Annotated in this window: 27 protein-coding genes; 13 read left to right on the forward strand and 14 right to left on the reverse strand. The window is 51.4% G+C overall.

What is annotated here, in order from left to right:
* Nucleotides 1-64: 64 nt before the first annotated feature.
* Both ACYVBJ_RS22305 and ACYVBJ_RS22310 read left to right on the forward strand, forming a co-directional pair.
* Entirely contained in the window at nucleotides 65-1,486 is a 1,422-nt protein-coding gene (locus ACYVBJ_RS22305; protein ID WP_460984510.1) for a dihydrolipoamide acetyltransferase family protein, read from the forward strand.
* Between the two features lie 133 nt (nucleotides 1,487-1,619).
* Entirely contained in the window at nucleotides 1,620-2,147 is a 528-nt protein-coding gene (locus ACYVBJ_RS22310; protein WP_460984511.1) for a 5' nucleotidase, NT5C type, read from the forward strand.
* A gap of 91 nt (nucleotides 2,148-2,238) precedes the next feature.
* On the opposite strand, the gene ACYVBJ_RS22315 is transcribed toward ACYVBJ_RS22310, so the two are convergent.
* The 6 genes from ACYVBJ_RS22315 to aroQ all read right to left on the reverse strand — a co-directional run bounded on the left by ACYVBJ_RS22315 (nucleotide 2,239) and on the right by aroQ (nucleotide 6,649).
* Complete coding sequence (locus ACYVBJ_RS22315; protein WP_460984512.1) at nucleotides 2,239-3,048, reverse strand: acyl-CoA desaturase; 810 nt, start codon at nucleotides 3,046-3,048, stop codon at nucleotides 2,239-2,241.
* Between the two features lie 105 nt (nucleotides 3,049-3,153).
* Nucleotides 3,154-3,813: a DUF4159 domain-containing protein gene (locus tag ACYVBJ_RS22320; protein ID WP_460984513.1), complete on the reverse strand. Its 660-nt coding sequence runs from the start codon at nucleotides 3,811-3,813 to the stop codon at nucleotides 3,154-3,156.
* Entirely contained in the window at nucleotides 3,810-4,502 is a 693-nt protein-coding gene (locus ACYVBJ_RS22325) for a 16S rRNA (uracil(1498)-N(3))-methyltransferase (protein WP_460984514.1), read from the reverse strand. The genes ACYVBJ_RS22320 and ACYVBJ_RS22325 overlap by 4 nt, the downstream gene beginning before the upstream one ends.
* A gap of 37 nt (nucleotides 4,503-4,539) precedes the next feature.
* Nucleotides 4,540-5,115 (reverse strand): MarC family protein, encoded by a 576-nt coding sequence (locus ACYVBJ_RS22330; RefSeq protein ID WP_460984515.1) that lies wholly within the window; start codon nucleotides 5,113-5,115, stop codon nucleotides 4,540-4,542.
* A gap of 27 nt (nucleotides 5,116-5,142) precedes the next feature.
* Nucleotides 5,143-6,153 carry an aminotransferase class V-fold PLP-dependent enzyme gene (locus ACYVBJ_RS22335; RefSeq protein ID WP_460984516.1) on the reverse strand — a complete coding sequence of 337 codons (1,011 nt, stop codon included), beginning with the start codon at nucleotides 6,151-6,153 and terminating at the stop codon, nucleotides 5,143-5,145.
* A 67-nt stretch (nucleotides 6,154-6,220) separates the two neighbouring features.
* Nucleotides 6,221-6,649, reverse strand: a complete 429-nt coding sequence (aroQ, locus tag ACYVBJ_RS22340) for a type II 3-dehydroquinate dehydratase (RefSeq protein ID WP_460984517.1) — start codon at nucleotides 6,647-6,649, stop codon at nucleotides 6,221-6,223.
* Between the two features lie 83 nt (nucleotides 6,650-6,732).
* Here aroQ and xerD point away from each other — a divergent pair, with 83 nt between their 5' ends.
* Nucleotides 6,733-7,656, forward strand: a complete 924-nt coding sequence (xerD, locus tag ACYVBJ_RS22345; protein ID WP_460984518.1) for a site-specific tyrosine recombinase XerD — start codon at nucleotides 6,733-6,735, stop codon at nucleotides 7,654-7,656.
* 138 nt (nucleotides 7,657-7,794) lie between these two features.
* Here xerD and ACYVBJ_RS22350 read toward each other — a convergent pair whose 3' ends face one another.
* Entirely contained in the window at nucleotides 7,795-8,331 is a 537-nt protein-coding gene (locus ACYVBJ_RS22350; protein ID WP_460984519.1) for a hypothetical protein, read from the reverse strand.
* Nucleotides 8,332-8,426: 95 nt separating this feature from the next.
* On the opposite strand from ACYVBJ_RS22350, the gene ACYVBJ_RS22355 reads away from it, so the two are divergent.
* A complete protein-coding gene (locus ACYVBJ_RS22355; protein WP_460984520.1) occupies nucleotides 8,427-9,623 on the forward strand; it encodes an aminotransferase class V-fold PLP-dependent enzyme in 1,197 nt (398 codons plus the stop codon).
* A gap of 88 nt (nucleotides 9,624-9,711) precedes the next feature.
* Here the strand turns inward: ACYVBJ_RS22355 and gloA2 are convergent, their stop codons facing one another.
* From gloA2 to ACYVBJ_RS22370, 3 genes are all read right to left on the reverse strand, one after another.
* Nucleotides 9,712-10,101: an SMU1112c/YaeR family gloxylase I-like metalloprotein gene (gloA2, locus tag ACYVBJ_RS22360; RefSeq protein WP_460984521.1), complete on the reverse strand. Its 390-nt coding sequence runs from the start codon at nucleotides 10,099-10,101 to the stop codon at nucleotides 9,712-9,714.
* 5 nt (nucleotides 10,102-10,106) lie between these two features.
* Nucleotides 10,107-10,301, reverse strand: coding sequence for a hypothetical protein (locus ACYVBJ_RS22365; RefSeq protein WP_460975590.1), 195 nt, complete (start codon nucleotides 10,299-10,301; stop codon nucleotides 10,107-10,109).
* A 67-nt stretch (nucleotides 10,302-10,368) separates the two neighbouring features.
* Nucleotides 10,369-10,875, reverse strand: coding sequence for a SixA phosphatase family protein (locus ACYVBJ_RS22370; protein ID WP_460984522.1), 507 nt, complete (start codon nucleotides 10,873-10,875; stop codon nucleotides 10,369-10,371).
* A 171-nt stretch (nucleotides 10,876-11,046) separates the two neighbouring features.
* On the opposite strand from ACYVBJ_RS22370, the gene ACYVBJ_RS22375 reads away from it, so the two are divergent.
* From ACYVBJ_RS22375 to ACYVBJ_RS22390, 4 genes are all read left to right on the forward strand, one after another.
* Complete coding sequence (locus tag ACYVBJ_RS22375) at nucleotides 11,047-11,475, forward strand: hypothetical protein (protein WP_460984523.1); 429 nt, start codon at nucleotides 11,047-11,049, stop codon at nucleotides 11,473-11,475.
* A gap of 247 nt (nucleotides 11,476-11,722) precedes the next feature.
* Nucleotides 11,723-13,192 (forward strand): asparagine--tRNA ligase, encoded by a 1,470-nt coding sequence (gene asnS / locus ACYVBJ_RS22380; protein ID WP_460984524.1) that lies wholly within the window; start codon nucleotides 11,723-11,725, stop codon nucleotides 13,190-13,192.
* Between the two features lie 84 nt (nucleotides 13,193-13,276).
* On the forward strand, nucleotides 13,277-14,359 hold the full coding sequence (locus ACYVBJ_RS22385) for a complex I subunit 1/NuoH family protein (RefSeq protein ID WP_460984525.1): 1,083 nt from the start codon (nucleotides 13,277-13,279) through the stop codon (nucleotides 14,357-14,359).
* Between the two features lie 62 nt (nucleotides 14,360-14,421).
* Nucleotides 14,422-15,093, forward strand: coding sequence for a phosphatase PAP2-related protein (locus ACYVBJ_RS22390; RefSeq protein WP_460984526.1), 672 nt, complete (start codon nucleotides 14,422-14,424; stop codon nucleotides 15,091-15,093).
* A 1-nt stretch (nucleotide 15,094) separates the two neighbouring features.
* On the opposite strand, the gene ACYVBJ_RS22395 is transcribed toward ACYVBJ_RS22390, so the two are convergent.
* Entirely contained in the window at nucleotides 15,095-15,931 is an 837-nt protein-coding gene (locus ACYVBJ_RS22395) for a BamA/TamA family outer membrane protein (RefSeq protein WP_460984527.1), read from the reverse strand.
* A 466-nt stretch (nucleotides 15,932-16,397) separates the two neighbouring features.
* Between ACYVBJ_RS22395 and ACYVBJ_RS22400 the strand changes: the two genes are divergently transcribed.
* The 4 genes from ACYVBJ_RS22400 (at nucleotide 16,398) to ACYVBJ_RS22415 (ending at nucleotide 22,005) form a co-directional block, all read left to right on the forward strand.
* Complete coding sequence (locus ACYVBJ_RS22400) at nucleotides 16,398-17,213, forward strand: phytanoyl-CoA dioxygenase family protein (RefSeq protein WP_460984528.1); 816 nt, start codon at nucleotides 16,398-16,400, stop codon at nucleotides 17,211-17,213.
* A gap of 98 nt (nucleotides 17,214-17,311) precedes the next feature.
* On the forward strand, nucleotides 17,312-18,085 hold the full coding sequence (locus ACYVBJ_RS22405) for an SDR family NAD(P)-dependent oxidoreductase (RefSeq protein ID WP_460984529.1): 774 nt from the start codon (nucleotides 17,312-17,314) through the stop codon (nucleotides 18,083-18,085).
* A 113-nt stretch (nucleotides 18,086-18,198) separates the two neighbouring features.
* Entirely contained in the window at nucleotides 18,199-19,662 is a 1,464-nt protein-coding gene (locus ACYVBJ_RS22410) for a DEAD/DEAH box helicase (protein ID WP_460984530.1), read from the forward strand.
* 192 nt (nucleotides 19,663-19,854) lie between these two features.
* Nucleotides 19,855-22,005 (forward strand): outer membrane protein assembly factor BamB family protein, encoded by a 2,151-nt coding sequence (locus ACYVBJ_RS22415; protein WP_460984531.1) that lies wholly within the window; start codon nucleotides 19,855-19,857, stop codon nucleotides 22,003-22,005.
* Nucleotides 22,006-22,144: 139 nt separating this feature from the next.
* Here the strand turns inward: ACYVBJ_RS22415 and ACYVBJ_RS22420 are convergent, their stop codons facing one another.
* Complete coding sequence (locus ACYVBJ_RS22420; protein ID WP_460984532.1) at nucleotides 22,145-22,666, reverse strand: DUF421 domain-containing protein; 522 nt, start codon at nucleotides 22,664-22,666, stop codon at nucleotides 22,145-22,147.
* 317 nt (nucleotides 22,667-22,983) lie between these two features.
* Nucleotides 22,984-23,646, reverse strand: a complete 663-nt coding sequence (locus tag ACYVBJ_RS22425) for an SGNH/GDSL hydrolase family protein (protein ID WP_460984533.1) — start codon at nucleotides 23,644-23,646, stop codon at nucleotides 22,984-22,986.
* A 349-nt stretch (nucleotides 23,647-23,995) separates the two neighbouring features.
* Here ACYVBJ_RS22425 and ACYVBJ_RS22430 point away from each other — a divergent pair, with 349 nt between their 5' ends.
* Nucleotides 23,996-24,148: a hypothetical protein gene (locus ACYVBJ_RS22430; protein WP_460984534.1), complete on the forward strand. Its 153-nt coding sequence runs from the start codon at nucleotides 23,996-23,998 to the stop codon at nucleotides 24,146-24,148.
* A gap of 294 nt (nucleotides 24,149-24,442) precedes the next feature.
* On the opposite strand, the gene ACYVBJ_RS22435 is transcribed toward ACYVBJ_RS22430, so the two are convergent.
* On the reverse strand, nucleotides 24,443-25,759 hold the full coding sequence (locus ACYVBJ_RS22435) for a gluconate:H+ symporter (RefSeq protein ID WP_460984535.1): 1,317 nt from the start codon (nucleotides 25,757-25,759) through the stop codon (nucleotides 24,443-24,445).
* Nucleotides 25,760-25,804 lie beyond the last annotated feature (45 nt).

A 25,804-nucleotide genomic window follows, 5' to 3' on the forward strand; every position in this document is an offset into this window, starting at 1 on the left:
CCCCAAACGTTTTTATACCAGGGACATCTCACACCTGAATGCTAGCCGCTAATTTCTTAAACAAATGGCCCTCATCGACATGGTAATGCCCAAAATGGGCGAGAGTATAATGGAATGTACGGTTATTACGTGGCTTAAGCAGCCCGGTGACCGGATCGAAGTAGATGAATCCGTACTGGAGGTAGCTACCGATAAAGTAGACACCGAAGTGCCAGCTCCTCAGAACGGGATTCTGAAAGAAATCCTAGTAAAGGATGGCGACGTAGTAGCCGTGGGTGCGCCTATCGCCCGGATCGAAACCGACGTAACCGCCGGAGATGAAGCCCCGCAGCCAACCAGCGAAACCCCAGATGCCGATCAGACACCGGTAGGCGTGGGTGACGTAGCCAATGTCCCCGCTGAAACCGCAGAGCCTCAGTCGGAAGAAGTACAGGTCGCCCAGGACCTGGAAGCGAGCATCTCGGCCATGAGTACCCGTTCAACCTTAGCACAGGTCGCCGATGCATCGGCGTTTGCCGGTCGCTTCTACTCTCCACTCGTGCTGAACATCGCCAAAGAAGAAGGCGTAACCCGCGATGAGCTGGATCGAATTCCGGGTTCGGGTGCTGACAATCGGGTAACCAAGAAAGACATTTTAGCGTACGTGATCGGCCGGACCGAAGGCGAATTGTCAAAATCAGCCCCCGTTCAGCAACCGGCCCCGTCTACAGAACAAGCCATTACGCCTACGCAGCCAGCAGCGTCCAATGGCAAATCCAACGGCTCTGTGAATGGTCAATCCGACATTATTCAGATGGATCGGATGCGCAAGATGATCGCTCAGCGTATGGTCGAGTCGAAGCAGATTTCACCGCACGTCAGCTCCTTTGTCGAAGCCGACATGACGCCGATTGTGCAGTGGCGTACGCGTATGAAGGACCAGTTCAAACAGCAGACTGGCGAAAACCTGACTTATACTCCTCTACTGGTCGAAGCGGTGGTGAAGGCCATCAAGGATTTTCCGATGATCAACGTATCGGTTGATGGCGATGCTATTCTGGTGAAAAAAGCGGTTAATATCGGCATGGCGGTGGCTTTGCCGAATGGCAACCTAATTGTGCCGGTTATTCATAACGCCGACCAGTATAACCTCGTTGGATTAACCAAAAAAGTGAATGATCTGACCAAACGAGCGCGCGAAAACAAGCTTGCCGCCGACGATCTGGCCGGTGGTACGTATACCATCTCGAACATTGGCACCTTTGGCAATCTGATGGGTACGCCGATTATTGTCCAACCGCAGGTTGCCATTATGGCATTCGGCGCTATTGTGAAGAAACCTGCCGTCATCGAAACGCCACAAGGCGACCTGATCGGCATTCGGCAGCTTATGTTCCTGTCGCACTCGTACGACCACCGCGTCGTTGACGGTTCGCTGGGCGGTCAGTTTGTGAAGCGCGTTTCCGATTACCTGGAGCAATTTGATATAAACAGAAACCTAATCTAAACCGCACAGGCGGCCCTGCGGGATTAAGCTGATTTTTGCTGATAGAACTGATTTTATCAAATGCCGAAGGCAATCAACTTAATCAGCAAACCTCAGTACAATCCAGCAGGGCCGCCTGTGCGGTTCATACAACATGAGAGAACGAATTGCCATCGACATGGATGATGTCATGGCCGATACCCACGCTAAGTTTGTGAAACTGTACCTGGAAGGTGAAATGCCCCGGTATACGTTAGAAGAGTTAAAAGAAAAGTCGTTTCACGAATTGTTCGACGAACACGAGTACCGGGCTCTGTCGAACCGGGTGTACGAGCCGGGCTTTTTTCGCGACATTCCGGTCATGGAAGGGGCGCAGGACGTTATTACTGACCTGATGACGAAATACGAGGTATTCATTGCCTCAGCGGCTCAGGAGTTCCCGAATTCGTTACGGGAGAAATGGGATTGGCTTCAGGAGCACTTTCCCGCCATCTCCTGGCACAACTACATTTTCCTGGGTGATAAAAGTGTGCTGAATACCGCCTATCTGATTGATGACCTACCCCGCAATCTGCACACCTTTCAGGGTCAGGGCCTGCTGTTCGATGCCTTACATAACCGCGATGATAAGACTTTTCAGCGGGTTAAGTCCTGGCAGGATATAGCGTCGATTCTATTGTAACGTAACACAGATCCAACCTGTGCTTATAAAGCTAAAAACAAAAAAGGTCCGGATGCTGCATCCGGACCTTTTTTGTTACTAAACAAGTTGATTACGCTTCAACTTCCCGTTCCTCAATGAGTCGGTCGTGCCCAACTTCCTGCTGTGCTTTTTTGCTTTCAGCCGAAGGTCTCAGGCGAACGATGTGCAGTTTATGCAGAACACCGATCAGTGGGTAGGTAGGATCGAATTCAAACCATTTTGCACCGAAGTTTGCTGAGTTTGGACGCTTGTGGTGGTTGTTCTGGAACAGTTCACCCATCATTACTACGTCCAGAATCAGCGAATTTTTCGATTGATCGTGGTTATCGAAGTTCGAATAGCCGTATTTGTGACCACTCCAGTTGATAATCGCTCCGTGTACCGGTCCCATTACGAAATGTACGGGCAGCAGGAAGAAGAACGCCCAGTGCATATCCAGGTAGAAGAACGCAAAGATGTAAAACACGCTATACAGAACACCCCAGCCGGCCCGTGAAACCCACGAATCTCCTACTTTTTCGATCAGGCTCCACTCAGGGTAGTTCCGGTCGAACTGACGCTCAATCGGCTGTTTGCGGTGCAGCACCGCGTTGTAAATATTTTTTGTCTGCCACATCATCGTGAATATGTTCTTGGTGTGATGCGGAGAGTGCGGATCTCGGGGGGTGTCGCTAAACGCGTGGTGCATCCGGTGCAGCACCGCATAAGCGCGTGGGCTTAAGTAAGAAGAGCCCTGAGAAATATACGTAAGGGCATAAAAGAACCGCTCCCAGAATTTGCTCATCGCGAACATTTTGTGGGCTGAATAGCGGTGAAGAAAAAACGTTTGGCAGAACAGGGACAGATACCAATGTCCAATGAATGCGGCCAGTACAATCACAATATCGCTTGATTAAAAGGTAAACGACTGATACACTATTATCACTCCTACAAAACTAACGATTTTTAAACCGTTTTGGCTTGCTGATTACGAATAATAAGCTAATTAATTTGTGGTAGTTGCGTACTGCAACAGGTTAGCGCCCATGCGTAAAGCCTGCTGACGCACGGGCTCGGGGTCATTATAAACGCTCTGATCTTCCCAGCCATTTCCCAGATCACACTCAAAACTATAGAAACAGATCAAGCGGCCCTGGTAGATTAAACCGAACCCCTGGGGAGCCTTCCCATCGTGTTCATGAATTTTGGGGAGTCCACTCGCAAACTTGAATTTCTGCTGATAAACGGGATGATTGAAGGGTAATTCTACGAAGTTCAATTCGGGAAACACCTTCTTCATCTCGCGCCGGATAAATTTGTCAAGACCGTAGTTATCGTCGATGTGCAGGAAGCCACCGGCCATCAGATACCGACGCATATTCTGCACTTCGCCATCGCTGAACGTTACATTGCCGTGCCCCGTCATGTGCACGAATGGGTAGCCAAAAATATCCGGGCTACCAGGCTCTACAATATCTTCTTCGGGGAAGATGTTCATGCGCAGATTCGAATTGGCAAACTTGATCAGGTTTGGCAGCGACGTTTTATTGGCGTACCAGTCTCCCCCACCGTTGTATTTAAGCTTGGCAATTTTGTAGGCGTACTGCCCATAGGTAAGCGATAACGTAGCGCACATCAGGCCCAGCGTAATTAACAACCGTTTCATGCGTTTATAAAATTTAAAAGTTGACAGGCGGTTAAAGCCGCCGTTTCAGTTCGTAAGCGGTTTGTACCCAGCGTTACCAGTTGAAACCCGGCGGCAATGGCCTGTTGAATTTCCAATTCGGCAAAATCGCCTTCGGGACCAATCAATACCGTATAGGTTCCGCCTGTTGCCGCCCATTTCGCCAAATGGTCGGGCTGCTGGTTGGCGGGCAGATGCGCCATAAACCGCTGCTCACCGTCTGCTGTTTTCAATACGTCGGCGAACGAAACAGCCTCATCCAGCCGGGGCAGATACGACTGTAACGATTGTTTCATGGCGGCAATGGCGATCTTCTCCAGACGTTCCAGCCTGAGCACCCGCCGTTCGGAATGCTGACCAAAAAAGAAACTGATTCGCTCGATACCGATCTCCACGGCCTTTTCAACAAACCACTCAATCCGGTCGATATTCTTCGTGGGGGCTACGCAAATCTGAATCGCAAATGGTCGGGCGGGTGTGGTTTCGGTATCAGTAATTCGAAACGCGCACCGGCGAACATCCGCCTGCGTAATAACGGCGGAATAACGGTTTCCGTGTCCATTGGTAACTGCAATCGGCTCACCTACGCTCAAACGCAGGGTCTTGACCGCATGGCGCGAATCGTCTTCGGAGAGATGCTGAACCGGTTCGGGCTGATAAAATAAATGCATACGTTCAGCAAAGATAACCTGACGGTTAATCGCCCGGCTAAAAATCGGCAATCAGATTAGTCTTAAACAATTTAATGGCGATTGCCAGCAGAATAATGCCGAACATCTTACGTAACACCGCCAGACCGCCTGGCCCAAGCCGTGTTTCCAGCCATTCAGACGATTTCAGGACAATATAAATCAGCATGAGGTTGATGACAATACCTATAACGATATTCAGAATTTGGTACTCAGCCCGCAGCGATATCAGAGTCGTTAACGTACCGGCTCCGGCAATGAGCGGAAAAGCAATGGGAACGATATGCGTGGCGCCACCCGTGTCAACTTCCGATTTAAAGATTGTCCGTCCTAAGATCATTTCGAGGCCGATCAGAAAGATAATCAGGGCTCCTGCTACGGCAAATGAAGCTACATCGACGCCAAACAGCTTCAAGATTCGCTCGCCGACAAACAAAAACGAAACCATCAGAAGGCCGGAAGCCAGTGTGGCCCGTTCCGATTCAATCTTACCTACTTTCTTGCGCAGATCGATGATTACCGGCAAGGAGCCGATTACATCGATGACCGAAAACAGAATCAGGGTTACCGAAATAACTTCTTTTAAATTGAACATGGTGGGGTAATACGTGTTGTTTCTATCCTAGAAAGACACGAGGAACTGTTTTAAGGTTTCAATCTCCTCATCCCTGATGGCGGGAAAGTTTGCGATTCGGAAGGTGGTGTTTTTCCAGTCTCCGTACCCGTTACCCAACGTAATACCAGCCCGCTGAGCCGCTTCTTTAATCGCTTTAATATCAGCTTCAGCACCACGTATCGCAATGACCGTATCCGACCGGTGTGTAGGCTCATCGACGAGTAACCTGAAAGGCGAATGAGCCATTTTCTGTTCGAAAAAAGCATACCAGTCAGCCGCTCGATTTCGGGTAATGGCATCAACTTCCTGAATCCCCGGAACCTGCTGGAGTACCCGCATCATCAGGTAGATACCGAGGCCGTTGGGCGTATAGGGCGTCTGAAACTTGGCGAAATTCTCGTGGATGAAAAGTAAACTGTTGTAATGCGCATTTTCACCAATCTCCTGCGCCCGTTGCAGAGCCGCTGGCGAATAAATCAGCACGGCTAGTCCAGCCGGAAGGCCAAAGCACTTCTGCACCGACGCAAACCACACATCCGCCAGCGACCAGTCGAACGCAATCCCCGCCATCGACGATACGGCATCGACGGCAATCAGCCCCGCAAAATTCTGGCGATACGTAGCGAGAGCATCCATCCGCACCTGGGTTCCGTTGGAGGTTTCGTTCTGCACAAGGCACAGCACATCGGCCTCGATACGTTCGTCGACTGGCTTAATCCTGTGAGCATACTCCATCCATTTCTTCCCGAACGCACCGGTATACGGATGATGGCTGGTGGTCTTCGTTAGCGACTGCGCCACAATTTCCCAGCACTCGGTGGCCGACGACACAAACGCTGCGTGGTAATCAGGCGGAATAGCGAGCTTTTCGTGAAGCATCCGAATCGTTTGCTCCACAATACCCATGAAGGCAGAACTCCGGTGATTCAGGCTCACAATTCCTTCCCGAACGGCATCGACGGCATAATCGGCCACCTGCGGATACACTTTTGACGGACCGGGATAAAACGTGATCATGGCTATGAAGTTAGTATATGCGTTACGAACTACGGATTGTATAAGTACTGGTTCTGCGAAAATCGGGTTACTTATCAGACGTTAGCAGATACCGTATCGCAAGTTCGTAGCCCATTAGCCCTAGTCCTGCGATTACCCCTTTGCACTTGGCTGACAGGTAGCTGTGATGCCGGAACGATTCGCGGGCATGTACATTGGAAATATGCACCTCAACGGCAGGAGCCGTTACCGCCGACAGGGCGTCGGCAATGGCAATAGATGTATGTGTGTAGGCGCCCGCGTTGATCACGATACCATCAACCGTAAAGCCCAGTTCATGAATCTTATCAATGATCTCGCCTTCGTGGTTCGATTGAAAATACCGAAGCTTGACATCGGGGAACAACTCCTCCACCGTTTTCAGGTAATCGAGGAACGTTTGGCTGCCATAAATATGGGGTTCTCGTTTTCCCAGCAGGTTTAAGTTAGGGCCGTTGATAATGAGGAGGTCTTTCATGTGTAGGACGATGAATTACAGTTTATAATTTGAGGATACCCGAAATACCGCGTAATTCGTCTACCCCAAATCGTAAAGCTTCTGTGTGGCAAAGTTATATAAACGCCTTTAAGAACTACCTCAAACTCGAACGCTCACTGGCCGAGAATTCCGTAGACGCGTATCTGCACGACGCCGAAAAACTGTACGAGTATATTCTGCTGACAGATCCTTCCAAAACACCTATTCAGGTTGGCGAGAAAGAGCTGATGAATTTTTTGAAGTACCTGGGTGAACTGGGCCTGACCGCGCACAGTCAGGCCCGGATGCTGTCGGGACTAAAATCGTTTTTCAGTTACTTAATTCTGGAAAACCTGATTACCCACGATCCAACGCAGCTTTTAAAAGCTCCCAAGCTGGGCCGAAAGCTGCCCGATACGCTCACCTTTCCGGAAATCGAACGCATCCTCGACGCAGTCGATTTATCGACACCGGGCGGTACCCGCGACCGGGCCATGCTTGAAGTGCTGTACAGCTCCGGCTTACGCGTTTCTGAACTGCTCAATCTGCGCCTAACCAACTGTTATTTTAGGGAAGGGTTCATTCGGGTGCTCGGTAAAGGCGATAAAGTACGGTTGGTACCCATCGGTCAGGACGCGATTCATTACACGCAGATTTATGTTGAACACGTACGTAGTAAATTAGCCGTTCAGAAAGGCGATGAAGACACCATTTTCCTGAACCTGCGGGGGAAGCAGCTCTCCCGTATATCGGTCTTCACCACGATTAAGAAACTCGCCGACGAAGCGGATGTAAACAAGACGATCAGCCCGCATACGTTTCGACACTCATTTGCGACGCACCTCATTGAAGGCGGAGCTGACCTCAGAGCGGTGCAACAGATGCTGGGCCATGAATCCATTACAACGACCGAAATCTATACCCACCTCGACCGAGACTATCTCCAGCAAACGCTCCGTGAGTATCACCCGAGAGCAAGGCGGCAAGGGCTTACGACCAGAGATTAGCGGCCCACGTTAAGCGCTATAAGCTGCCCCACTTAATCCACATCTTTATCTTCCGCTCAAAAACAAAAGTCCCCGCTATCGAGCCGATAGCGAGGAACTCATAACCTAACTAACCCAAAACTATGTGATCTGGCTTACTTATACGTCAACGGCTGCTTTTTCACCAACAAATTGCTGATGCTGGTGCTTGAAAAGCAGATTGAACGACGTAAGACTGCCGTATATTCTTGTGATGTATTGCTGGATATTCACTTTCTCTTCATCCTCCAGCTTGCTGGCGTTAACCCGTTGTTCCAGCACCCGAAGCCGATCGCGCACCATGACCAGTTTATGAAAGAAGGCATCAACCGGCATCTCTTTCTGCGCTAAGTCAGGCCGACCTGGTTTCAGAATCAATTGGCCTCCTTTCCACTTATCGCCGAGCGGCACCGGTTCGGTCTGGTCTGACCAGCGCTGAAGTATGCGGGTAAGCGCCTGCTCTACGTCGAACAGACTAACCTGGTCACTATCCGGTTCAATGGCGTCAATAACCGTCAGGGGCGCATCAAATTTGAGTACCTTCACGCCCTGTTCGAGGAACGTAATGGTGTAGCCGGCGGCTTTTACATTTATAACAACGCCATTGCCAAATTCAGCGTGATGAACGCGGGAACCGATACCCAGCAGGAGAGTCATACCGACCAACTGTTTTAGTTTTCAGCGTAATACGAACAAACTGTATGCCAGAACGCGCCAGTTCACTGATATTGAATTGATTTTCATTAACACCTATGGTATCGGATAGCACACACATTACTTGTCAGCATCACCTGTTTACTCTGCCAGAAGGCATTCATTACTTAAACTGCGCCACCCGCGCCCCTACCAGCCGATCGGTTGAGAAAGCCGGGCACGACGCCCTTACGCACCACGCTAATCCGTTCGGCTTACGTCCCGATGACTTCTTTGCGGATGCCGTGCGCGTCCGGGCTTTGTTCTCCAGATTAATCGCCAATCCGGACCCGGATCGTATCGCCGTTATCCCCGCCGTTTCGTATGGTATGGCCGTAGTGGCCCGTAACTTACCGCGTAAACCAGGCATTCAAAAAGGGCAGCAGATTGTGCTGGTTGATAGTGAATTTCCAAGTGATGTTTACGCCTGGGACCGCGTTTGTCAGGAACTTGGCTTAACGATTACGACCGTTCCTATGCCCGACGAATTTCCGAAAGGTGGGCTTTGGAATGAGCGGCTGCTAAACGCCATCGGGTCCGATACGGCTCTGGTTGTTGTCCCACCTGTGCATTGGATGTATGGTATCCGGTTCGATCTGGAAGCGATCGGCAAACGAGCGCGGGAGGTCGGTGCCTGGCTGGTCGTGGATGGTACCCAGGCGATTGGTGCCTTACCGTTCGATCTGTCCGCCGTGCAGCCCGACGCCCTGATTTGCGCGGGCTATAAGTGGCTGATGGGTCCCTATTCGCTGGGCTTAGCCTACTACGGTCCAGCTTTTGACGACGGCGTACCGCTGGAAGAAAGCTGGATGAATCGGCTCGACAGTAATCAGTTTCACCGCCTGATGGATTACCAGCCAACGTATCGGTCCAAGGCCTATCGGTATAACGTGGGTGAGCACTCCCATTTTTTGCAGATGCCCATGCTCGAAGCCGCGCTGACTCAACTGCTGGATTGGCAGCCGGAACGCATTCAAGCCTACGATCAGGCGCTTATGGCCGAAGCCTGGCCCGCTCTTGAGCAGTTGGGCTGTTACGTTGAACCCGAAGCGGGTAATCAGGGCCGTAGTCATCATTTAGTTGGTCTCTGGCTTCCGGAACACGCCGATCCAATGGCGGTTCAGCAAGGGCTTCAGGCCCGTAACGTATCAGTTTCGGCCAGAGCCCGCGCGTTACGTATCGCCCCGCATGTGTACAACACTCCAGCCGATGCAGTCGCCCTGGTCGACGTACTAAAGGATGTATTGAGCAAATAATTCGTGTAGAAGAGTACCTGAAGTAGATGGTGCCGGCGTAATCAGTAGCTCCTTACGGACTGCGCCAGCCCACCCAATCCACCATCTACTATTGCTCGTACAGCTCAAGTGGCAAGCCGTCGGGGTCGGCGAAAAACGTGAAGCGTCGACCAGTATGTTCATCAACTCGGATGGGTTCGGTCACGACGCCCTGACTGTTCAGGTGGGCAACGGCGGCATCCACATCAGCTACCGCGAAGGCCAGATGCCGCAACCCGACGGCTTCGGGTCGGGAAGGGCGCTTCGGCGGATTGGGAAAGGAAAATAGCTCAATCTGGTACTGCCCATTTACGGCTAAGTCGAGTTTGTACGAGTGCCGTTCAGCCCGGTACACCTCCCCTACCACGGTTAGTCCGAGTATTTGAGTGTAAAAATGTTTGGAGACCTCATACTCCGAACAAATGATGGCAACGTGGTGAACGGCAGAAATGTGGAGCATAGTGATTAGGGGGTCAGTAACGTATCACCAGCCAGCGTATCGACCACAGTACCGTCTTTTCCAGCTGGAAAGGCGCGTTCAACCTCCCGGCGCTTATTCCAGGGAGCCGTAGTCCGGCGCGCCATGTCAATCGCAAACAAAGCAACGATGGCGGTGAAGATGATAAATACAACGATGAAAATCCGACGATTTCGATTCACGGCTTGTCAGTAAATTGAAATGTATGCGGCCGAACTAACCTTTCAGTCCAGCCGTATACACTATTTGTTATAAATCCTGTTGAAGTTGTATAGGCGCAATCTGGAAGCCGACCCGGCCCGTGCGTCCGGACACCTCTCCCCAGCTTACATCCTCAAATTCTACGGCGACTACAGCCCCTTTACTCATCGAGCCAACCGACTGATGGGTTAAAAACTCAGCGAAATATGAAACATCCGGGTTGTGCCCGACAATCATGGCTGTTTTAGCGGTACCGGGTACTGCATTAACGGCCGCCAGATAGGCCTTCGGTCCTCCATCGAACAGGGCTCCGTTAACGCTTATTTTGTCTACAGCATAGCCGATCTGTTCGGCAATCACTTTGGCCGTATCCAGCGCGCGGGGGGCCGTACTGCTAATCAATAAGTCGGGCTTAATTCCTTCCTGGTGCAGGTGGTGTCCTATTCTGGCCGCAGCCATAATTCCTTCCGGCGTTAATTCGCGGTCATGGTCGGCCATAAAGATCGCCCGGTCTTCCGCTTTGGCGTGCCGGACAATGTACAATACAATAGACATAAACAAATACGTAGTGAAATGGCCTTGGCAGTTCTGACGTAAAGGGTCAGGTAAATTTTTTGTTCAACAAGCTATCGACAAAAACGGATCTTATTTAATCGAATCGTCCTGAAAAGAGTTTATAAGTACCGATTGCAAAAATAAGATTGCGATTGGGACGTCACTACTCTTATGCGGTTTCAAGGCGAAAATTGTACGTTATCGTTCGGACTTCATTTCGACGATGGGCAGGCACTGTTAACGGGTACAATCTGGCAGCGCCGAAATAGACCGGGGGAATTGGCCACTCAGCCCCCCCAACTTCGTTTCAGGCAAATTTTTAATCATTCAGAACTCACTAGCCTGCAACGCTGGCTGGCGGAGGGCTCAACTGAACCGCTGAACATAGCAGACCCTATCCGGCAGATTCGCCGGATTTCGACTCCAGGGCAGAACAATGTATCTTTAGAACTGGATTATCACCGTGAGTCAACGCCCGACTGGTGGGAATGGGAAGTAACGAATCCGTTAAGGATCAGGCTGGACGTGCGGCCAAATGAGCTTGATTTTCTGATTAAATCGCTCAGTCCCGGAAGCTGGCCCACTGATTTAAGCTGGTAAACTGATTGAGCACGTTGGTCAGCCAGGCCCCAGTCTGTACAGGTTCTTTGCTGTCTCTAATCCTGTTTAAGCTATTACTCTTTTAGCTTGAACAAACCGGCCCTTTCTGACGTATATACCTATTCTTACCCCTATACGTAACAAACCGGCAGTTTGTTTAAGCAAACCTTACTTTACGGCACAGTGGGCGTTTCGCCCGACAATCCGTATTTTTGCGGACCGTTTACCATCCGGTTGCCGTTTCAGCATGAGTTATCTACCCATTCAGCAAGTATTAAAAACTGCCCCAGTTGGCACCGACGTGACCATTAAAGGCTGGGTTCGTACAAAGCGTGAAAGTAAAAACGCCGTATTTATTGCCCTCAACGACGGCTCAACGATTCATAACATACAGGTTGTGGCCGAAGCGGGTCAACTGCCCGACGACACCTTGAAACTTATTACAACCGGTGCCTGCCTGGCAGTTACCGGCCAGTTAGTCGAGTCGCAGGGTGCAGGCCAGGCCGTTGAAGTAAAAATCGCCAGTGTACACATCTACGGCGCTGCCGATCCCGAAAAATATCCCCTGCAGCCCAAGCGTCACTCGCTGGAGTTTTTGCGGGAGATTGCCCACCTACGGCCGCGTACCAATACGTTCAGCGCCATTCTACGAGTACGTCACGCACTGGCGTTCGCGGTGCATAAGTACTTCAACGACAATGGCTTTTACTACCTGAACACGCCCATCATCACGGCTTCGGATGCTGAGGGAGCCGGTGAGATGTTTCGGGTTACTACGCTCGACCCCATCAAGCCCCCCCTAACCGAAGAGGGCCACATTGATTACAGCCAGGACTTCTTCGGTCGCGAAACGAACCTGACCGTATCGGGCCAGCTGGAAGGCGAACTGGGCGCGTTGGCGTTGGGCAAGATCTACACGTTCGGGCCAACCTTCCGGGCCGAAAACTCGAACACGACTCGTCATCTGGCGGAGTTCTGGATGATCGAGCCAGAGATGGCCTTCTATGAGCTGACAGACAATATGAATCTGGCCGAAGATTTTGTCAAAACCGTTATTCGGTACGCGCTGCAACATTGCGCCGACGATCTGGCGTTTCTGGATAACCGACTAAAGGAAGAAGAAAAAACCAAGAAAAAGGAAGAACAAAGCGAACTGGGACTGCTGGAAAAACTTCAGTTTGTGATCAGCAACGAGTTCGTCCGGCTCACCTATACCGAAGCAATTGACATTCTGGTTAATTCGAAACCAGCTAAAAAAGGTCAATTCCAGTACGAAGTCAGTTGGGGCGTTGACCTACAGTCGGAGCATGAGCGCTACCTGGTTGAAAAGCACTTCAAAAAACCCGTTATCCTGACGAACTACCCCCGCGACATCAAAGCGTTCTATATGAAGCAGGACGATAGCCCAGCCACAAACTCACGTGGCGAAGTTTTCGGTCCGACCGTGCGGGCGATGGACGTATTGTTTCCCGGTATCGGTGAGATTATTGGAGGCTCGCAGCGCGAAGACGACCTGGACAAGCTGGTTTCCCGGATGCAGGAAGTCGGTATCGATCCCGAAAGCATCTGGTGGTATCTGGACACCCGCCGGTTTGGCTCAGCGCCCCACGCGGGTTTTGGGCTTGGTTTTGAGCGGCTAGTCCTGTTTGTGACCGGGATGGGCAACATCCGCGATGTGATTCCGTTTCCAAGAGCCCCCAAAACGGCTGAATTTTAACGTAGTTTGGTTGTTTGCCTGTTTGGGTTTTCGCTTGCCGCGTTAGCCAGACAGGCAAACAACCAAACAGGCAAACAAAAAGTCATGCTCGCCCTTCCTATTTTTCTCGCCATTGCCTCGGGGTTTGTCGTTGTTGGTGTTTACACCGAACGGAAGGTATCGGCATTTATGCAGGATCGACTGGGTCCGATGGAAACTGGAAAGTGGGGCCTGCTCCAGCTCTTTGCCGATCTGTTAAAGCTTCTCCAGAAAGAAGATATCGTTCCGACGGCCGCCGACCGTCGTTTGTTTCTACTCGCTCCGGCTGTCATTTTTGCGTCAGTATTTGCCGGTTTTGCCGTGCTTCCGCTCACGCCCGACCTGCAAGGTTCAAACGCAGCCGTGGGTGTCTTTTACCTGATGGCCGTCGTTTCGTTCGACGTAGTGGGCATCCTAATGGCGGGTTGGGGTTCCAACAACAAATATTCCTTATTTGGGGCCATGCGCTCCGTCGCGCAGATCATTTCCTATGAAATACCGCTGGGGCTTACCATCCTGTGCGTTGTCATGATCTGCCAGACGCTTAATCTACAGGAAATCAGTTATCAGCAAGGTCTGTTTGCCACGGAGACAAATTACCTGTTTGGCCTCAAAGCGCTCGGAATTGACGTAACGGACTGGGGCGGCATTTTCGCCTGGAACATCCTCCGCAATCCGTTTCTGCTGATCGCTTACATCATCTTTTTTATCTGTACGCTGGCCGAAAGCAACCGGGCTCCGTTTGACCTTCCCGAGGGCGAATCTGAAATTGTAGGCGGCTTTCACACCGAATACTCCGGGATGCGGTTTGCCTTGCTGTACCTCTCCGAATACGCCATGATGCTGCTGGTGTCCTTCCTGGGGGCCATTCTGTTTCTCGGCAGCTGGAACACCCCGCTGCCTAACCTCGGCCCCGTCCGACTGGCGGAGTGGACGAGTGGCGCTCCCGGTACCATCTGGGGTAACCTTACGGGTGGATTCTGGCTCCTGTCGAAAGTTGCCTTCGCCGTTCTGCTTCAGATGTGGGTCCGCTGGACGTTCCCGCGCATCCGCGTCGATCAGATGATGTTCCTGTGCTGGAAGGTGCTGACCCCCGTTAGCTTGGTACTCCTGCTGATTTCGGGCATTTGGCGCCTGCTGATGGTTTAAATCGTAGGGGCTTGGCAGCTTCCGGCCTAACTTTGTACCTTTGCGGCCTTTTACGCCTTAGTATGTCTTTACTTACTCCCGATCCGACCGGTGATCTAGCCTGGAAGGCAGCCTGGCAGTCGCCCGTTTTTCGCCGTAAATTTTTCATTGGCCTCGCCGGAACGATCGCGCTGCTCTTTACTTTCCCCGTCTTTTTTCAAACCATTGAACGGCATACCGGTCCTGTTCTGAGCGATTGGCTACTGGCTCAGCTCCCTCCGCAGGACGTATCGATTGCGATTTTTCTCCTGATCTGGGCCACGGCGCTGCTGCTGCTGATTCGGGCCCGGCGCAGTCCGGCGGTCTTTATGATGTTTATGTACAGCTACATCATCGTCAGCCTGTCGCGGATGTTGAGCATCAACCTCGTACCACTTGATCCACCCATTGGCCTTATCCCGCTGATCGACCCCATCAGTAACGCCTTTTATGGAAAAACGTACATCACCAAAGACCTTTTCTACTCGGGCCACACCTCCACTATTTTTCTGATGTTTTTATGCTTCCGGCGTTGGTGGGATCGGCTCCTGGCCCTGATCGGATCACTGCTGGTGGGAAGTCTCTTGCTTGTTCAGCACGTGCATTACACCGTCGACGTACTAGGCGCGTTTTTGTTTACCTATCCCCTTTACTGGCTTGGCAAGAAGATCGCACTCAGCGGCTGGAACGACCAGGAGAAGAACATCGATCAATAACCTAAAAGGCTTCGCCGAGCTGAAAATACAGGCCGTGGGACGTATGTTCGCCAACGCCCCAGCCGTAATCTATCCGTAAGTTAAGCCGCTCTTTGCGGTTCAGTGCTACGCGCAACCCTCCTCCGTAAGAATATTTCAGGTCTTGCAGGTTTATCTCACGCAGGTGATCGCCGACGTTACCTACGCCCGCAAACCCTACAGCGCCAATCCGCCAGACGATGGGCACCCGGTATTCGGCCTGGAGAACCACCTGGTTCTTGCTGCGAAACCGACCGTCGTAAAATCCCCGCATGCTGTTTGAGCCGCCAAAACTGGCTAAGCTTCGCAACGGTACGTCGCCAGAGTTAAACTGACCGTAAGCCTGCAACGCCAGGACCTGCTGCCGGTAGATGCGAATAAAACGACGAACATCAACGGCATACGCAGTATAACGAAACCCAGAACCCAACAAGGGCGTAAAATGGGTAAAAAGCACCTGAGCAAATGCGCCTTTATCAGGTGCGAAGGCATTGTTACGAGTGTCATAGGTTAAACTGAGTCCCGTACCGGAGATGTGATATGGACTACGGCCCAGTACGCTGAGCCGATCGAGCAGATCGCCGGGTTCGTGTTCTACCGTCAGTAGCCGTTGATATTCGTAGATGAGTCCGGCAAAAAACCGATCTTTCAGCTTTCGTTGTAAATGCAGATACAGGTAGTATTGGCGAAACGTGTAGGACTCCTCGTTGGCGTCGGCAGCTTCTTTCCCCAATCCCCAGAATTTATCCGGAAAGTAGCTATACGACAGTTGATGGGACAGGATATACTGCTCACCGGGCAGATAGGTAGTTCCGTTCACGGCGGCAATAAACTGCCTGCGTAATGAGTATAAAGCTAATGCCTGTGTGTTAGATGTTCGAGTGAGGCTGTCGTTTCGGTTGAAGCGAAATGTGAATGAACCGGCAATCCCAACTGACCAATCTGTTTCAATAGAACGTGCAATTAAGGGTAAAATTAGCGTATTTTGTGTCCGCACTAACTGACTGGGCGCTGACTCGCGTGGTAAAATTACGCTGTCAGGCTGGGCCTTCAAGGTGGCGACCGAACCCAATAATAAGCTGATTAACAAACAAATCAGCCGCTTATCACAAATAACATTCACGAAAGGATAGATGACCGTTAATTAAAGTCGCATTAATTAAATGATCGCAAAGTAAGCCTAAAATTGTAAATTTTGTAGATTTGGGGCTTTAAGAAACCATTAAGGCTGCGCCCATAGGCAAGGTCAGCACGAAAGGCGAACCCCCGAACTGTAAACCACCGATATGAGCAAAATTAACTTGCCGCCCTTCACCCTGGGCGAAACCATTACTCCGGAGCAACGGCAGTTTTTCAACAAGCATGGTGTTATTGTTTTCCGGAATTTTATTGAACCCGAAACAGTAAAGAAATTTATCAGTGAAGTAGAGCGTATCGAAAGAGAATGGCTGGCTGAAGGTCGAGACAAAGTCAATGGCGTTCCGTTGAAATTTGGCCAGGACGAAGAAGATAAGCCAATGATCCAGCGGATGTGTTTTCTGTCTCAGCACAGCGCAGCACTCCATGAGTTTTTGCAGGACCCACGTCTGCAAGCGGTCGTTGATCTGCTTCAACCTTACGAAGGTCGAATTGCTGAAATCGAAAAAGACGGCCTTATTCTGAATCATTACATTCGGACACCGAACAGTAAATTTTCGCAGATGGGTTGGCACACCGACAGCCCACGTGACATCTTCCTGGGTCAGCGCATTATGCCGATGCTGAATGTAGGCATTCATCTGAATCCGACACCGTACGAGAATGGAGGCTTACGTGTCATTCCTGGTACGCACAAGCAGGGGCTGTTCAAAATGCTGTTCCGCAAAAAGTACTTTGTCGATAACGACCCTGACAAGCACGAAATTGGCTTCGACATAAACGCCGGTGATTTGTCAGTTCATGATGGTCGGCTTTGGCACCGGGCGCAGCAGTCTCCTCACTTTGGCGAAGCGAGCCGCCGTCGGGTCATGTACGTTCCAGTCGTTACAGGCAAATACATGCCTAAGCACGAAAACAGCAAGACCCCCTTCTATCACCGATTCATTTCGAAAGTCAACATCTAATTAGTCATAAAGTTGTAGCGTTATAAAGTTGTATAGTTGTTTTCAATAGCAGCTCTACAGCTTTGTAACGCTACAACTTTATAGCTTTATAACCACCTATGGCGTACGCCTTAGTAACAGGAGCCAGTAAAGGCATTGGTTTGGCCATTGCCCAGGAGTTAGCCCGCCGTAAATTCGACCTGTTGCTGGTGGCCCGCTCGGAATCAGCGCTCCGGCAGGAAGCCAGTCGGTTAACCTCGACCTTTGGCGTTAAAACGGACATGCTGGCCGCAGACCTGGCGCAACCCGAATCCGCGCAACGTGTATTTGACTGGTGTCAGCAGCAGGGTTACACCGTCCAACTGCTCGTTAATAACGCAGGCTACGGCTTAAGCGGCCCGTTTGAGAGCCATCCGCTGGCCGCTCATTTAGATATGCTGGCCGTTAACAATACGGCGCTGGTGCAACTGTGCTACCTGTTTCTACCCCAGCTTCAGCAACAACCCCGGGCATACATTCTGAATATCGGCAGTTCAGCGGCTTACCAGGCCGTGCCCCGGCTGAGTTTATACGCGGCTTCCAAAGCGCTTGTGCTGCAATTCAGCCGCGGACTGGCGCAGGAGCTTCGGCGTACATCCGTAACTGTAACCTGCGTCTGCCCGGGCTCGACTGACACGGATTTTGTAACGCGGGCGCAGATTGGCGAGAAAGGCCGTAAAGCTGCTCAACGGGTCAATATGACACCGGCCGACGTAGCCCGGCAGGCAGTTGACGCTACGTTGGCAGGCCGCACCGAACTGATCACCGGAGCGCTCAATAAGCTAGGCGCGTTTATGGCCTGGCTTATGCCCAAACGGGTAGTTGAGCAAACGGCGGGGAGCATCTACGAGTAATCGAAGCGAAATGATGGCACTTTATTTGCGCTAATGAGGTTGTACACATATATAACTTCCATTTAGACGTTGGACGCTATTCATTTCCTTGCCTACCGACGTCCAGCCAACACATGCAATTTTCCGATTTATTAGTAAGTGAGCCCATCCTGAAGGCACTTACCGAAGAAGGCTATTCTACGCCGACACCCATCCAGGAACAAGCCATACCTATTTTGTTGAACCGCCGGGATTTATTGGGCTGCGCCCAGACCGGCACGGGAAAAACGGCCGCTTTTGCCATTCCCATTCTTCAACTGCTCAGCGAAGGACAGAGTAAAAATCCAACGGCACCCCGCCGGATCAAAACCCTGGTGCTGACGCCAACGCGTGAACTGGCCATTCAGATCGATGAAAGCTTTGCGGCTTATGGTCGTCACCTTAAACTTCGTCATGCCGTTATTTTCGGCGGGGTTTCGCAGCATTCACAAGTCAATGCCATTAAAGCTGGTCTGGATATTCTTATTGCCACACCCGGTCGTTTGCTCGATCTGATCAACCAGGGCTTTATTTCGCTGCGCGACATTCAGTTCTTTGTGTTGGACGAAGCCGACCGCATGCTTGACATGGGCTTCATCCACGACGTAAAGAAGGTCATCGCCCGCTTGCCGGAACGTCGTCAGTCGCTCTTTTTCTCGGCAACTATGCCGCCCGACGTAGCGAAACTGGCCGATACCATTCTGAATAACCCTGCCAAGATTGAAGTAACACCGGTTTCATCGACGGCCGATACGATTCAGCAAGCGGTATACTTTGTTGGCAGAGAAGACAAGCGGAAGCTTCTGGTTCACGTTCTGGCCGACAAGGCAATCGCGTCAGCTCTGGTATTTGCCCGCACGAAGCACGGTGCCGATAAGGTTGTTAAAGATCTGCAGAAAGCCGGTATTCAGGCCGAAGCCATTCACGGCAACAAATCACAGAACGCTCGTCAGCGCGCCCTTTCAAACTTTAAATCCCGGCAAACCCGCGTGCTGGTTGCTACCGATATTGCCGCCCGGGGCATTGACGTTGACGAGCTTTCGCACGTTATCAACTACGAGTTGCCAAACATTCCGGAAACTTACGTACACCGAATCGGGCGTACGGGCCGGGCCGGGCATGATGGCATTGCGCTCTCATTCTGTGATGCTGAAGAAGCCGACTTTCTGAAAGATATTCACAAACTGATTGGCAAGCACGTACCGGTCATTGAAGACCATCCGTATGTTCTGGATGTTCCCCTTTCGGCGGTTTCGCCCACAGCCCCGCAACGGAAAGGCGGACAAACAAACCAGCGGGGCAGCGGTCGCAACAACGATCGTCGCCAGAGCAGTAGCCCTCGCCCGGCCGGAGCATCAGCCAGTAACAACCAGCGCCGGGCCAACGATCGGCCAAAGGCAGCGGCTAGTTCCGATTCGCCCCGTCGCGAAGGTGGCTACGGTCAGCAACGTAACAACGACTATGCGGGCAAACCTCGTCAGGAAGCCAGACCACAACGACCCCAACGCGGAACCGGCAATAGTCGATTCACAAATTTCGACTCAGATAAAAATTATTAACCAAAAGCCCTGGAATGTATTCCAGGGCTTTTTTTATGCAGTTAGCCAGCTTGCTGTCTATGGAATAGTCCACCGCTTTATGGGCTGGCGGATTGTGAAACACTACGTTTGTTTTGGTTGATATCAATACGTTTCACTTCTCTTTAAAACAGCAAAATTTCATAGTTTTGTTGGATTCCTTGTTTACTCTCGATGAAACGATTGCTTCTACCGATCGGTGCGCTGGCAGCACTGGCGCTTGGCTGGGTACGCTTCGGCCAAAACCTTACGGACGACAAGCCCAATGACTACACCAACTGGGGCGAATACCTCGGTGGACCGGATCGGAGTCATTATTCAGCGCTCACCCAGATAAATCCACAGAATGTTGGTCAGCTTAAAGTTGCCTGGTCATACTCGGCCCCCGACAGTGGTCAGATCCAGACTAATCCAATCATCATCGACGGTGTGTTCTACGGCGTTACGCCCACCGTTCAGGCCTTTGCGCTCGATGCCACGACGGGCAAAGAAATCTGGAAATTTGGCGATCCCCTGAAAGTATGGCACAGCACAAGTCGGGGTGTGGCTTATTGGGCTCCTAGATCAGGCACTGAAGCCGCGCGTATCCTCTATACCGTCGGCCCCTTACTGTATGCCCTCGACGCCAAAACCGGCAAGCCTATCGACAGTTTCGGCGAAAACGGCCATACCGACCTGCACGCAGGGTTGGGGGAACAGGCCAAAGACAAATTTATTATTTCGAATACGCCCGGCACCGTTTTCGAAGATCTGATCATCATGCCCGTTCGCGTATCGGAAGGATCAGATGCGGCTCCCGGTTACATCCGCGCGTTTAACGTACGAACCGGCAAATTGGCCTGGACGTTTCGGACCATTCCCAAGCCCGGCGACTATGGGTACGAAACCTGGCCCAAAGAAGCCCATAAGAACATCGATATAGGCGGAGCCAACAACTGGTCGGGTACGGCCATTGACCGGCCTCGCGGCATTATCTACGTACCGACCGGCTCAGCTTCGTACGATTTTTACGGCGGTAATCGAAAAGGGCAAAATCTGTTTGCCAACTGCCTGCTTGCCCTGGATGCCAGAACGGGTAAGCGGCTCTGGCACTTCCAGGCCGTTCACCATGACATCTGGGACCGCGATTTTCCCTCTCCGCCGAATCTGGTAACGATTACTCAGAAAGGCCCCGACGGTCGGCCCCGAAAAATCGATGCCGTAGCTCAGGTTACCAAATCAGGCCACGTATTTGTGTTCGATCGGGTAACGGGCAAGCCTCTATTTCTGATTGACGAGGTTCCGGTACCCAAATCTGACCTGCCGGGTGAGTTCAGCTGGCCTACCCAACCCGTTCCCCGGAAGCCCGCTGCGTTTGCCCGGCAGAAGATGACCGAAGCCGACATTAACCCGTATTCGACTGATCGTGATTCGTTGTTGAAGGTATTCCGGGGCATTGGCAGTCGATTCTATGAGCCGTTCAGCAAACGTGGCAGCCTGCTGTTTCCGGGTTGTGACGGTGGGGCTGAATGGGGCGGTTCAGCGGCTGACCCGGACGGTATTTTATACGTAAACGCAAACGATGTACCGTGGATATTCACCATCGTTGACGCTCCTAAAAGCGACGAACTCGCACATCTTAGCCCTGGCCAGCGGGTCTACACCCAGAATTGCGTCGGATGCCACGGGGCCGAGCGGAAAGGGAATGCACGCAGCGGCTACCCGTCTCTGGTCGATATTGCCCAACGGCGTGACCGGCCTTACGTAACGAATATCGTTACGACCGGTAAAGGCATGATGCCCGGTTTTACAGCCCTCTCTGCCGACGAAAAGCAGGCGCTGGTTGCTTTCCTGTTCAACGACGAAAAGCAGGAGGTGTCGAGCGGCTCGCCCTACCCCGCGAAGGTTAAGGAGCCTTATTTACCCTATAAAGTAACGGGCTACAACAAATTTCAGGACAGCAAAGGTTACCCGGCCATTGCACCACCCTGGGGAACGCTTAACGCCATCAACCTGAACACGGGCGAGTTTCTGTGGAAGATTCCGCTGGGCGAAGAAAAGGAGCTGGCAGCTAAAGGGATTCGCAATACAGGTACGGAAAACTACGGCGGACCCGTCGTAACGGCTAGCGGTCTGCTGTTCATTGCGGCTACTAAAGACGAGAAATTTCGGGCCTTCGACAAAAAAACCGGGAAGCTCCTCTGGGAAACGCAGCTTCCCGCGGCTGGCTTTGCCACGCCCGCTACGTATCAGGCAGGAGGTAAACAGTACGTAGTAATTGCCTGCGGAGGAGCCAAGTTAGGCGCTAGAAAAGGTAATCAATACGTAGCGTTCGCGCTGCCCTGACACGTTTTTGAATTGATTATATGAAACCAAACAGGCGTCTAAGCATCAGACGCCTGTTTGGTTTATGAAGATTACCGAATGTTTCAAAATAGCCCGGCTGACGACGGGTTTTATAAGCAGCTTTACACAACATGATAGGTCATAGCACTGTCTTTTTCTTCTCTGGAGGCTGCTTCTTAATGATGCTAATCTGTCCGTTCCGTTCAATGAAGGCCGCGGCTACATCATCCAGCGAGGCTTCGTTTCCTTCGTGCCTTGCCGCTTCCTGCAAGTCTTGTTTGGTAACCAACATAGCATCCATGTGCTCTTTGTGGAACCGGCCATTCTCATACAGAATTCTCTGCTGGCCGCTCATCAATCGACTAAATTCAGGGCTGCGTACACTCACATAGGCACACAAGCGATGCAAAACAACCAGCACTATGCAGGCCATCAAGGTGCCCGTGAAGGATGATGCCCCCACGATACCGCGGCTCAGTGTAGCTCCTAACAAAAGCGAAATGACCGTATCAAACGGTGACCGTAGCCCAAACGCCCGTCGGCCTGCTAAACGAACCAGCGCTATAGCCAGCATAAATACAACAAACGCCCGACAGGCCATTTGCGGATCGGTTAACTGATCATCTTTGTGAAAAATATCGCCAAACCATTCATTAATCATGGCAACACCGCTTAAATCAATAATAAGAAATTGTTGAGCCGCTTATCAGACCCATAACCTTGAAATTTGGCGATGGTTTCGTCGAACTAATTATGCGTTGAATAAAGTGACTGACTTTAACGTAACGGCGCCGGACGATTGGAGTACCTGTACTTTTTCGATACAATTAATGAGGCCTAAAGGCGCTTACCGCATTGAGTGGCTGGATACCGCTACGGACAAGGCAGTAAAAAAGCAGAGCTGTTAGCTCCCAACGGAAAGCTAACAGCTCGGGGAATGAAGTCTAGAACCCTACGGGTCTGAAAGTTATAGTCTTCTTATTTTACCGTCGACAGCACTTTTTGCATCTGTTCGGCCACAAACTGATTACCGGCTTCACTCAGGTGAACGCGGTCGGTAGTCAGAATGCCACGATCCTTGTTTTCGGGATTGTTCTTGAGGTTATGGTCTAGGAACGCTTTGCGCAGATCGACCAGGGGCAGGTTCTGGCGCTTGGCAATATCGCGGATCAACTGGCTGTACTGGTTCAAGTCGCCATCCTGCTGGTTGCTCATATCGGTTTTCTCGCCGATAGTCGCAGGCGTGCAGAGAACAACCCGAGCATTGGCAGCCTGCAATTTTTTCACAACAGCTTCGTAGAATTTCACAAACTTGTCGGGATCGGTACCGGTGCCGTAGGTTGCCTTGTGCCAGACGTCATTCACGCCCACCCAAACGACAACAACATCGGGATTTTGCGCCAGCACATCGTCATCCATGCGCAGGAACAGGTCATAAATCTTGTTGCCGCCGATACCCGCTCCAATCAGTTCAAACTGATCGCCGGGCAGCATTGTCTTTAAGCGGTCAATATACCCGCCGGGTTTAATTCCCGCCTGGGTGATTGAGTCACCGAAGAAAACGACACGGGTTGGTTTTGCCGGGGCCATAGCCAGTAAGCCGGCTACCAGTAAAAGGGAAAGTCGGAGAATTGTTTTCATGGCTAGAAAAGCAGCGTATCTGGCGAATTTACCCAGTCACAATTTTGGCTAGAACGGGCCCAATTCCCGAGATACCCTTCAGTCGAAACTCAATACCACTCGATAAAGCGTATTTGTATCGTCCTAGTATCAATCTAAATCTTCGGCAGCAAAAACCAACAACAATCTGATTATCAGCGATTATATCGCTTGTATCAATAATATCCTAGAAAAATCAATACGTGGCTTTACGTAAATAATCAACCTAAATCGTAACCGTATGGAAGCTTAACTAGAATAGATTCGGGAACAGCAGAAAGCGACCTGGAATAAATTTTCTCCAGGCTGGCGGAAATGAGACGACTTCACCATGAATTTTCTCAAACCCATGGGGGACGAAATTATTCGGGCGTTAGGGTTGCACGGTACGGATATAGTCCTTGATGTGGCCTCCGGAATGGGGGAGCCGGGGCCAACCATTGCGTCACTGGTAACCAACGGGAAAGTCGTTATCACCAGGTGATTTACGACAGCAATGCTACGTACTGGAATTTTATGAACGATGTTGTCGCCCCCGTAGTAGCGGCCATGAGCAAGGCTGATGACGGTATAAAAGAATAAATTAGGACCGAAATCCTTGACTTAAACGACGCTAAATACGCCGATAAGAAAGCCTCCCTAGCTTACGGAACGTTGATCGTATTTGGCTAGAAGTAATACTGCAGAAATAGTCACAGGCGCGTATTCCCGCTACGGCGGGGATACGCGCCTGTCTTTAATTACAAACCATACACAATGCAATTCACTTGGTACGCTCTCACACAACCAGGTTCAACGCCAGCACGCCAAACAGCCCGATAATAGACACAATGGTTTCCATGAGCGACCATGTTCGAATCGTCTGGCCGATGGTCAGGTTGAAATACTCCTTAAACAGCCAGAAACCGCCATCATTGATGTGCGAAAACATCAGGCTCCCGGAGCCAATGGCCAGTACCATCAGTTCGGGTTTAATGGTCTGGCTCTGAATAAGCGGGGCAATAATACCGGATGTCGTTAACCCGGCTACGGTAGCCGACCCGACGCAGATGCGGATAAAAGCGGCAATACCCCAGGCCAGTACCAACGGCGGAATAGACGCATCGGCCAGCAAACTACCAATGTATTTGCTGGTGCCGCTGTCACTAAATATCTGTTTCAATGCGCCCGCACCGGCTATCACGAGCAGAATCGGCGCAATGGCTTTTACTGCTTCCTCCATGTCTTTCGTAACCGCTTTCATGGTCATTCCACGCCGGATACCCAGCGCGTACATAGCCACCAGCACTGAGAGGAGCATGCCCATATACGGCTCAGCCAGTATGGTAACGATGGTTTTGAGCGGTGAATCGTCGGGCATCGCACCTTTGAGCGGCCCAAAGGTTGTCAGCAGCAGTACCGGCAGCAGGGCCACAAAAAAGCTGATGCCCGCACCCGGCAAATTCTGATCAGGCACCTCCCGAATATCGAACAACTCTTTGTCGGGGGCGATTTTCATGTTCACCAGCGTTTTACCGAATATAGGTCCGGCAATGACTATGGCCGGAATGGCAATGAGGATGCCATACAGCAGCGTCTGGCCGATGTTAGCGTCAAGCTGGGCCGCTACGGCCGACGGCGAGGGGTGCGGAGGCAGGTAACCGTGCGCGACTGATAGCGCCGATAACATGGGAACGGCCACCGACAGCAACGGCAGTCGGGACGAAGCGGCAATGGTGAAAATCAGCGGGACAACGATGATGAACCCGGCATTGTAGAAGAGGGGAATACCGACCACGAAGCCCGCCAGCGCCAGCCCCCAGCGGATGTTCTTGAGCCCGAAAATACCAATCAGTACATCGGTAATGCGTCGGGCGGCTCCGCTCTCGGCAACCAGCCGACCCAGCATGGCGCCAAACCCAATGATGAGTACCAGATCGCCGAGCGTACCGCCAATACCGGTCTGGATGGATTTACCCACGTCCCCAACGCTCATACCCGATGCCAGCCCAATGCCGAGCGAAACGAGCACAAACGAGATAAACGTGTCTAAGCGAACAAAAGCAACTAACAGAACAAGGGTAAGAATCCCGATGAGGGTAAGAATTAGAGGCATAGGGTTACGGTGGTTGATCGGCTCAAACGCAAATGACGCAAAAAC

Source organism: Spirosoma fluminis (genome assembly GCF_054778895.1).

Coding starts and splice junctions, on each gene's coding strand:
- ACYVBJ_RS22305 (WP_460984510.1), top strand. CDS start 65: ATGGCCCTCATCGACATGGTAATGCCCAAAATGGGCGAGAGTATAATG.
- ACYVBJ_RS22310 (WP_460984511.1), top strand. CDS start 1,620: ATGAGAGAACGAATTGCCATCGACATGGATGATGTCATGGCCGATACC.
- ACYVBJ_RS22320 (WP_460984513.1), bottom strand. CDS start 3,813: ATGAAACGGTTGTTAATTACGCTGGGCCTGATGTGCGCTACGTTATCG.
- ACYVBJ_RS22325 (WP_460984514.1), bottom strand. CDS start 4,502: ATGCATTTATTTTATCAGCCCGAACCGGTTCAGCATCTCTCCGAAGAC.
- ACYVBJ_RS22330 (WP_460984515.1), bottom strand. CDS start 5,115: ATGTTCAATTTAAAAGAAGTTATTTCGGTAACCCTGATTCTGTTTTCG.
- ACYVBJ_RS22335 (WP_460984516.1), bottom strand. CDS start 6,153: ATGATCACGTTTTATCCCGGTCCGTCAAAAGTGTATCCGCAGGTGGCC.
- aroQ (WP_460984517.1), bottom strand. CDS start 6,649: ATGAAAGACCTCCTCATTATCAACGGCCCTAACTTAAACCTGCTGGGA.
- ACYVBJ_RS22350 (WP_460984519.1), bottom strand. CDS start 8,331: ATGACTCTCCTGCTGGGTATCGGTTCCCGCGTTCATCACGCTGAATTT.
- ACYVBJ_RS22355 (WP_460984520.1), top strand. CDS start 8,427: ATGGTATCGGATAGCACACACATTACTTGTCAGCATCACCTGTTTACT.
- gloA2 (WP_460984521.1), bottom strand. CDS start 10,101: ATGCTCCACATTTCTGCCGTTCACCACGTTGCCATCATTTGTTCGGAG.
- ACYVBJ_RS22370 (WP_460984522.1), bottom strand. CDS start 10,875: ATGTCTATTGTATTGTACATTGTCCGGCACGCCAAAGCGGAAGACCGG.
- ACYVBJ_RS22375 (WP_460984523.1), top strand. CDS start 11,047: ATGCGGTTTCAAGGCGAAAATTGTACGTTATCGTTCGGACTTCATTTC.
- asnS (WP_460984524.1), top strand. CDS start 11,723: ATGAGTTATCTACCCATTCAGCAAGTATTAAAAACTGCCCCAGTTGGC.
- ACYVBJ_RS22385 (WP_460984525.1), top strand. CDS start 13,277: ATGCTCGCCCTTCCTATTTTTCTCGCCATTGCCTCGGGGTTTGTCGTT.
- ACYVBJ_RS22390 (WP_460984526.1), top strand. CDS start 14,422: ATGTCTTTACTTACTCCCGATCCGACCGGTGATCTAGCCTGGAAGGCA.
- ACYVBJ_RS22400 (WP_460984528.1), top strand. CDS start 16,398: ATGAGCAAAATTAACTTGCCGCCCTTCACCCTGGGCGAAACCATTACT.
- ACYVBJ_RS22405 (WP_460984529.1), top strand. CDS start 17,312: ATGGCGTACGCCTTAGTAACAGGAGCCAGTAAAGGCATTGGTTTGGCC.
- ACYVBJ_RS22410 (WP_460984530.1), top strand. CDS start 18,199: ATGCAATTTTCCGATTTATTAGTAAGTGAGCCCATCCTGAAGGCACTT.
- ACYVBJ_RS22415 (WP_460984531.1), top strand. CDS start 19,855: ATGAAACGATTGCTTCTACCGATCGGTGCGCTGGCAGCACTGGCGCTT.
- ACYVBJ_RS22420 (WP_460984532.1), bottom strand. CDS start 22,666: ATGATTAATGAATGGTTTGGCGATATTTTTCACAAAGATGATCAGTTA.
- ACYVBJ_RS22425 (WP_460984533.1), bottom strand. CDS start 23,646: ATGAAAACAATTCTCCGACTTTCCCTTTTACTGGTAGCCGGCTTACTG.
- ACYVBJ_RS22430 (WP_460984534.1), top strand. CDS start 23,996: ATGAATTTTCTCAAACCCATGGGGGACGAAATTATTCGGGCGTTAGGG.
- ACYVBJ_RS22435 (WP_460984535.1), bottom strand. CDS start 25,759: ATGCCTCTAATTCTTACCCTCATCGGGATTCTTACCCTTGTTCTGTTA.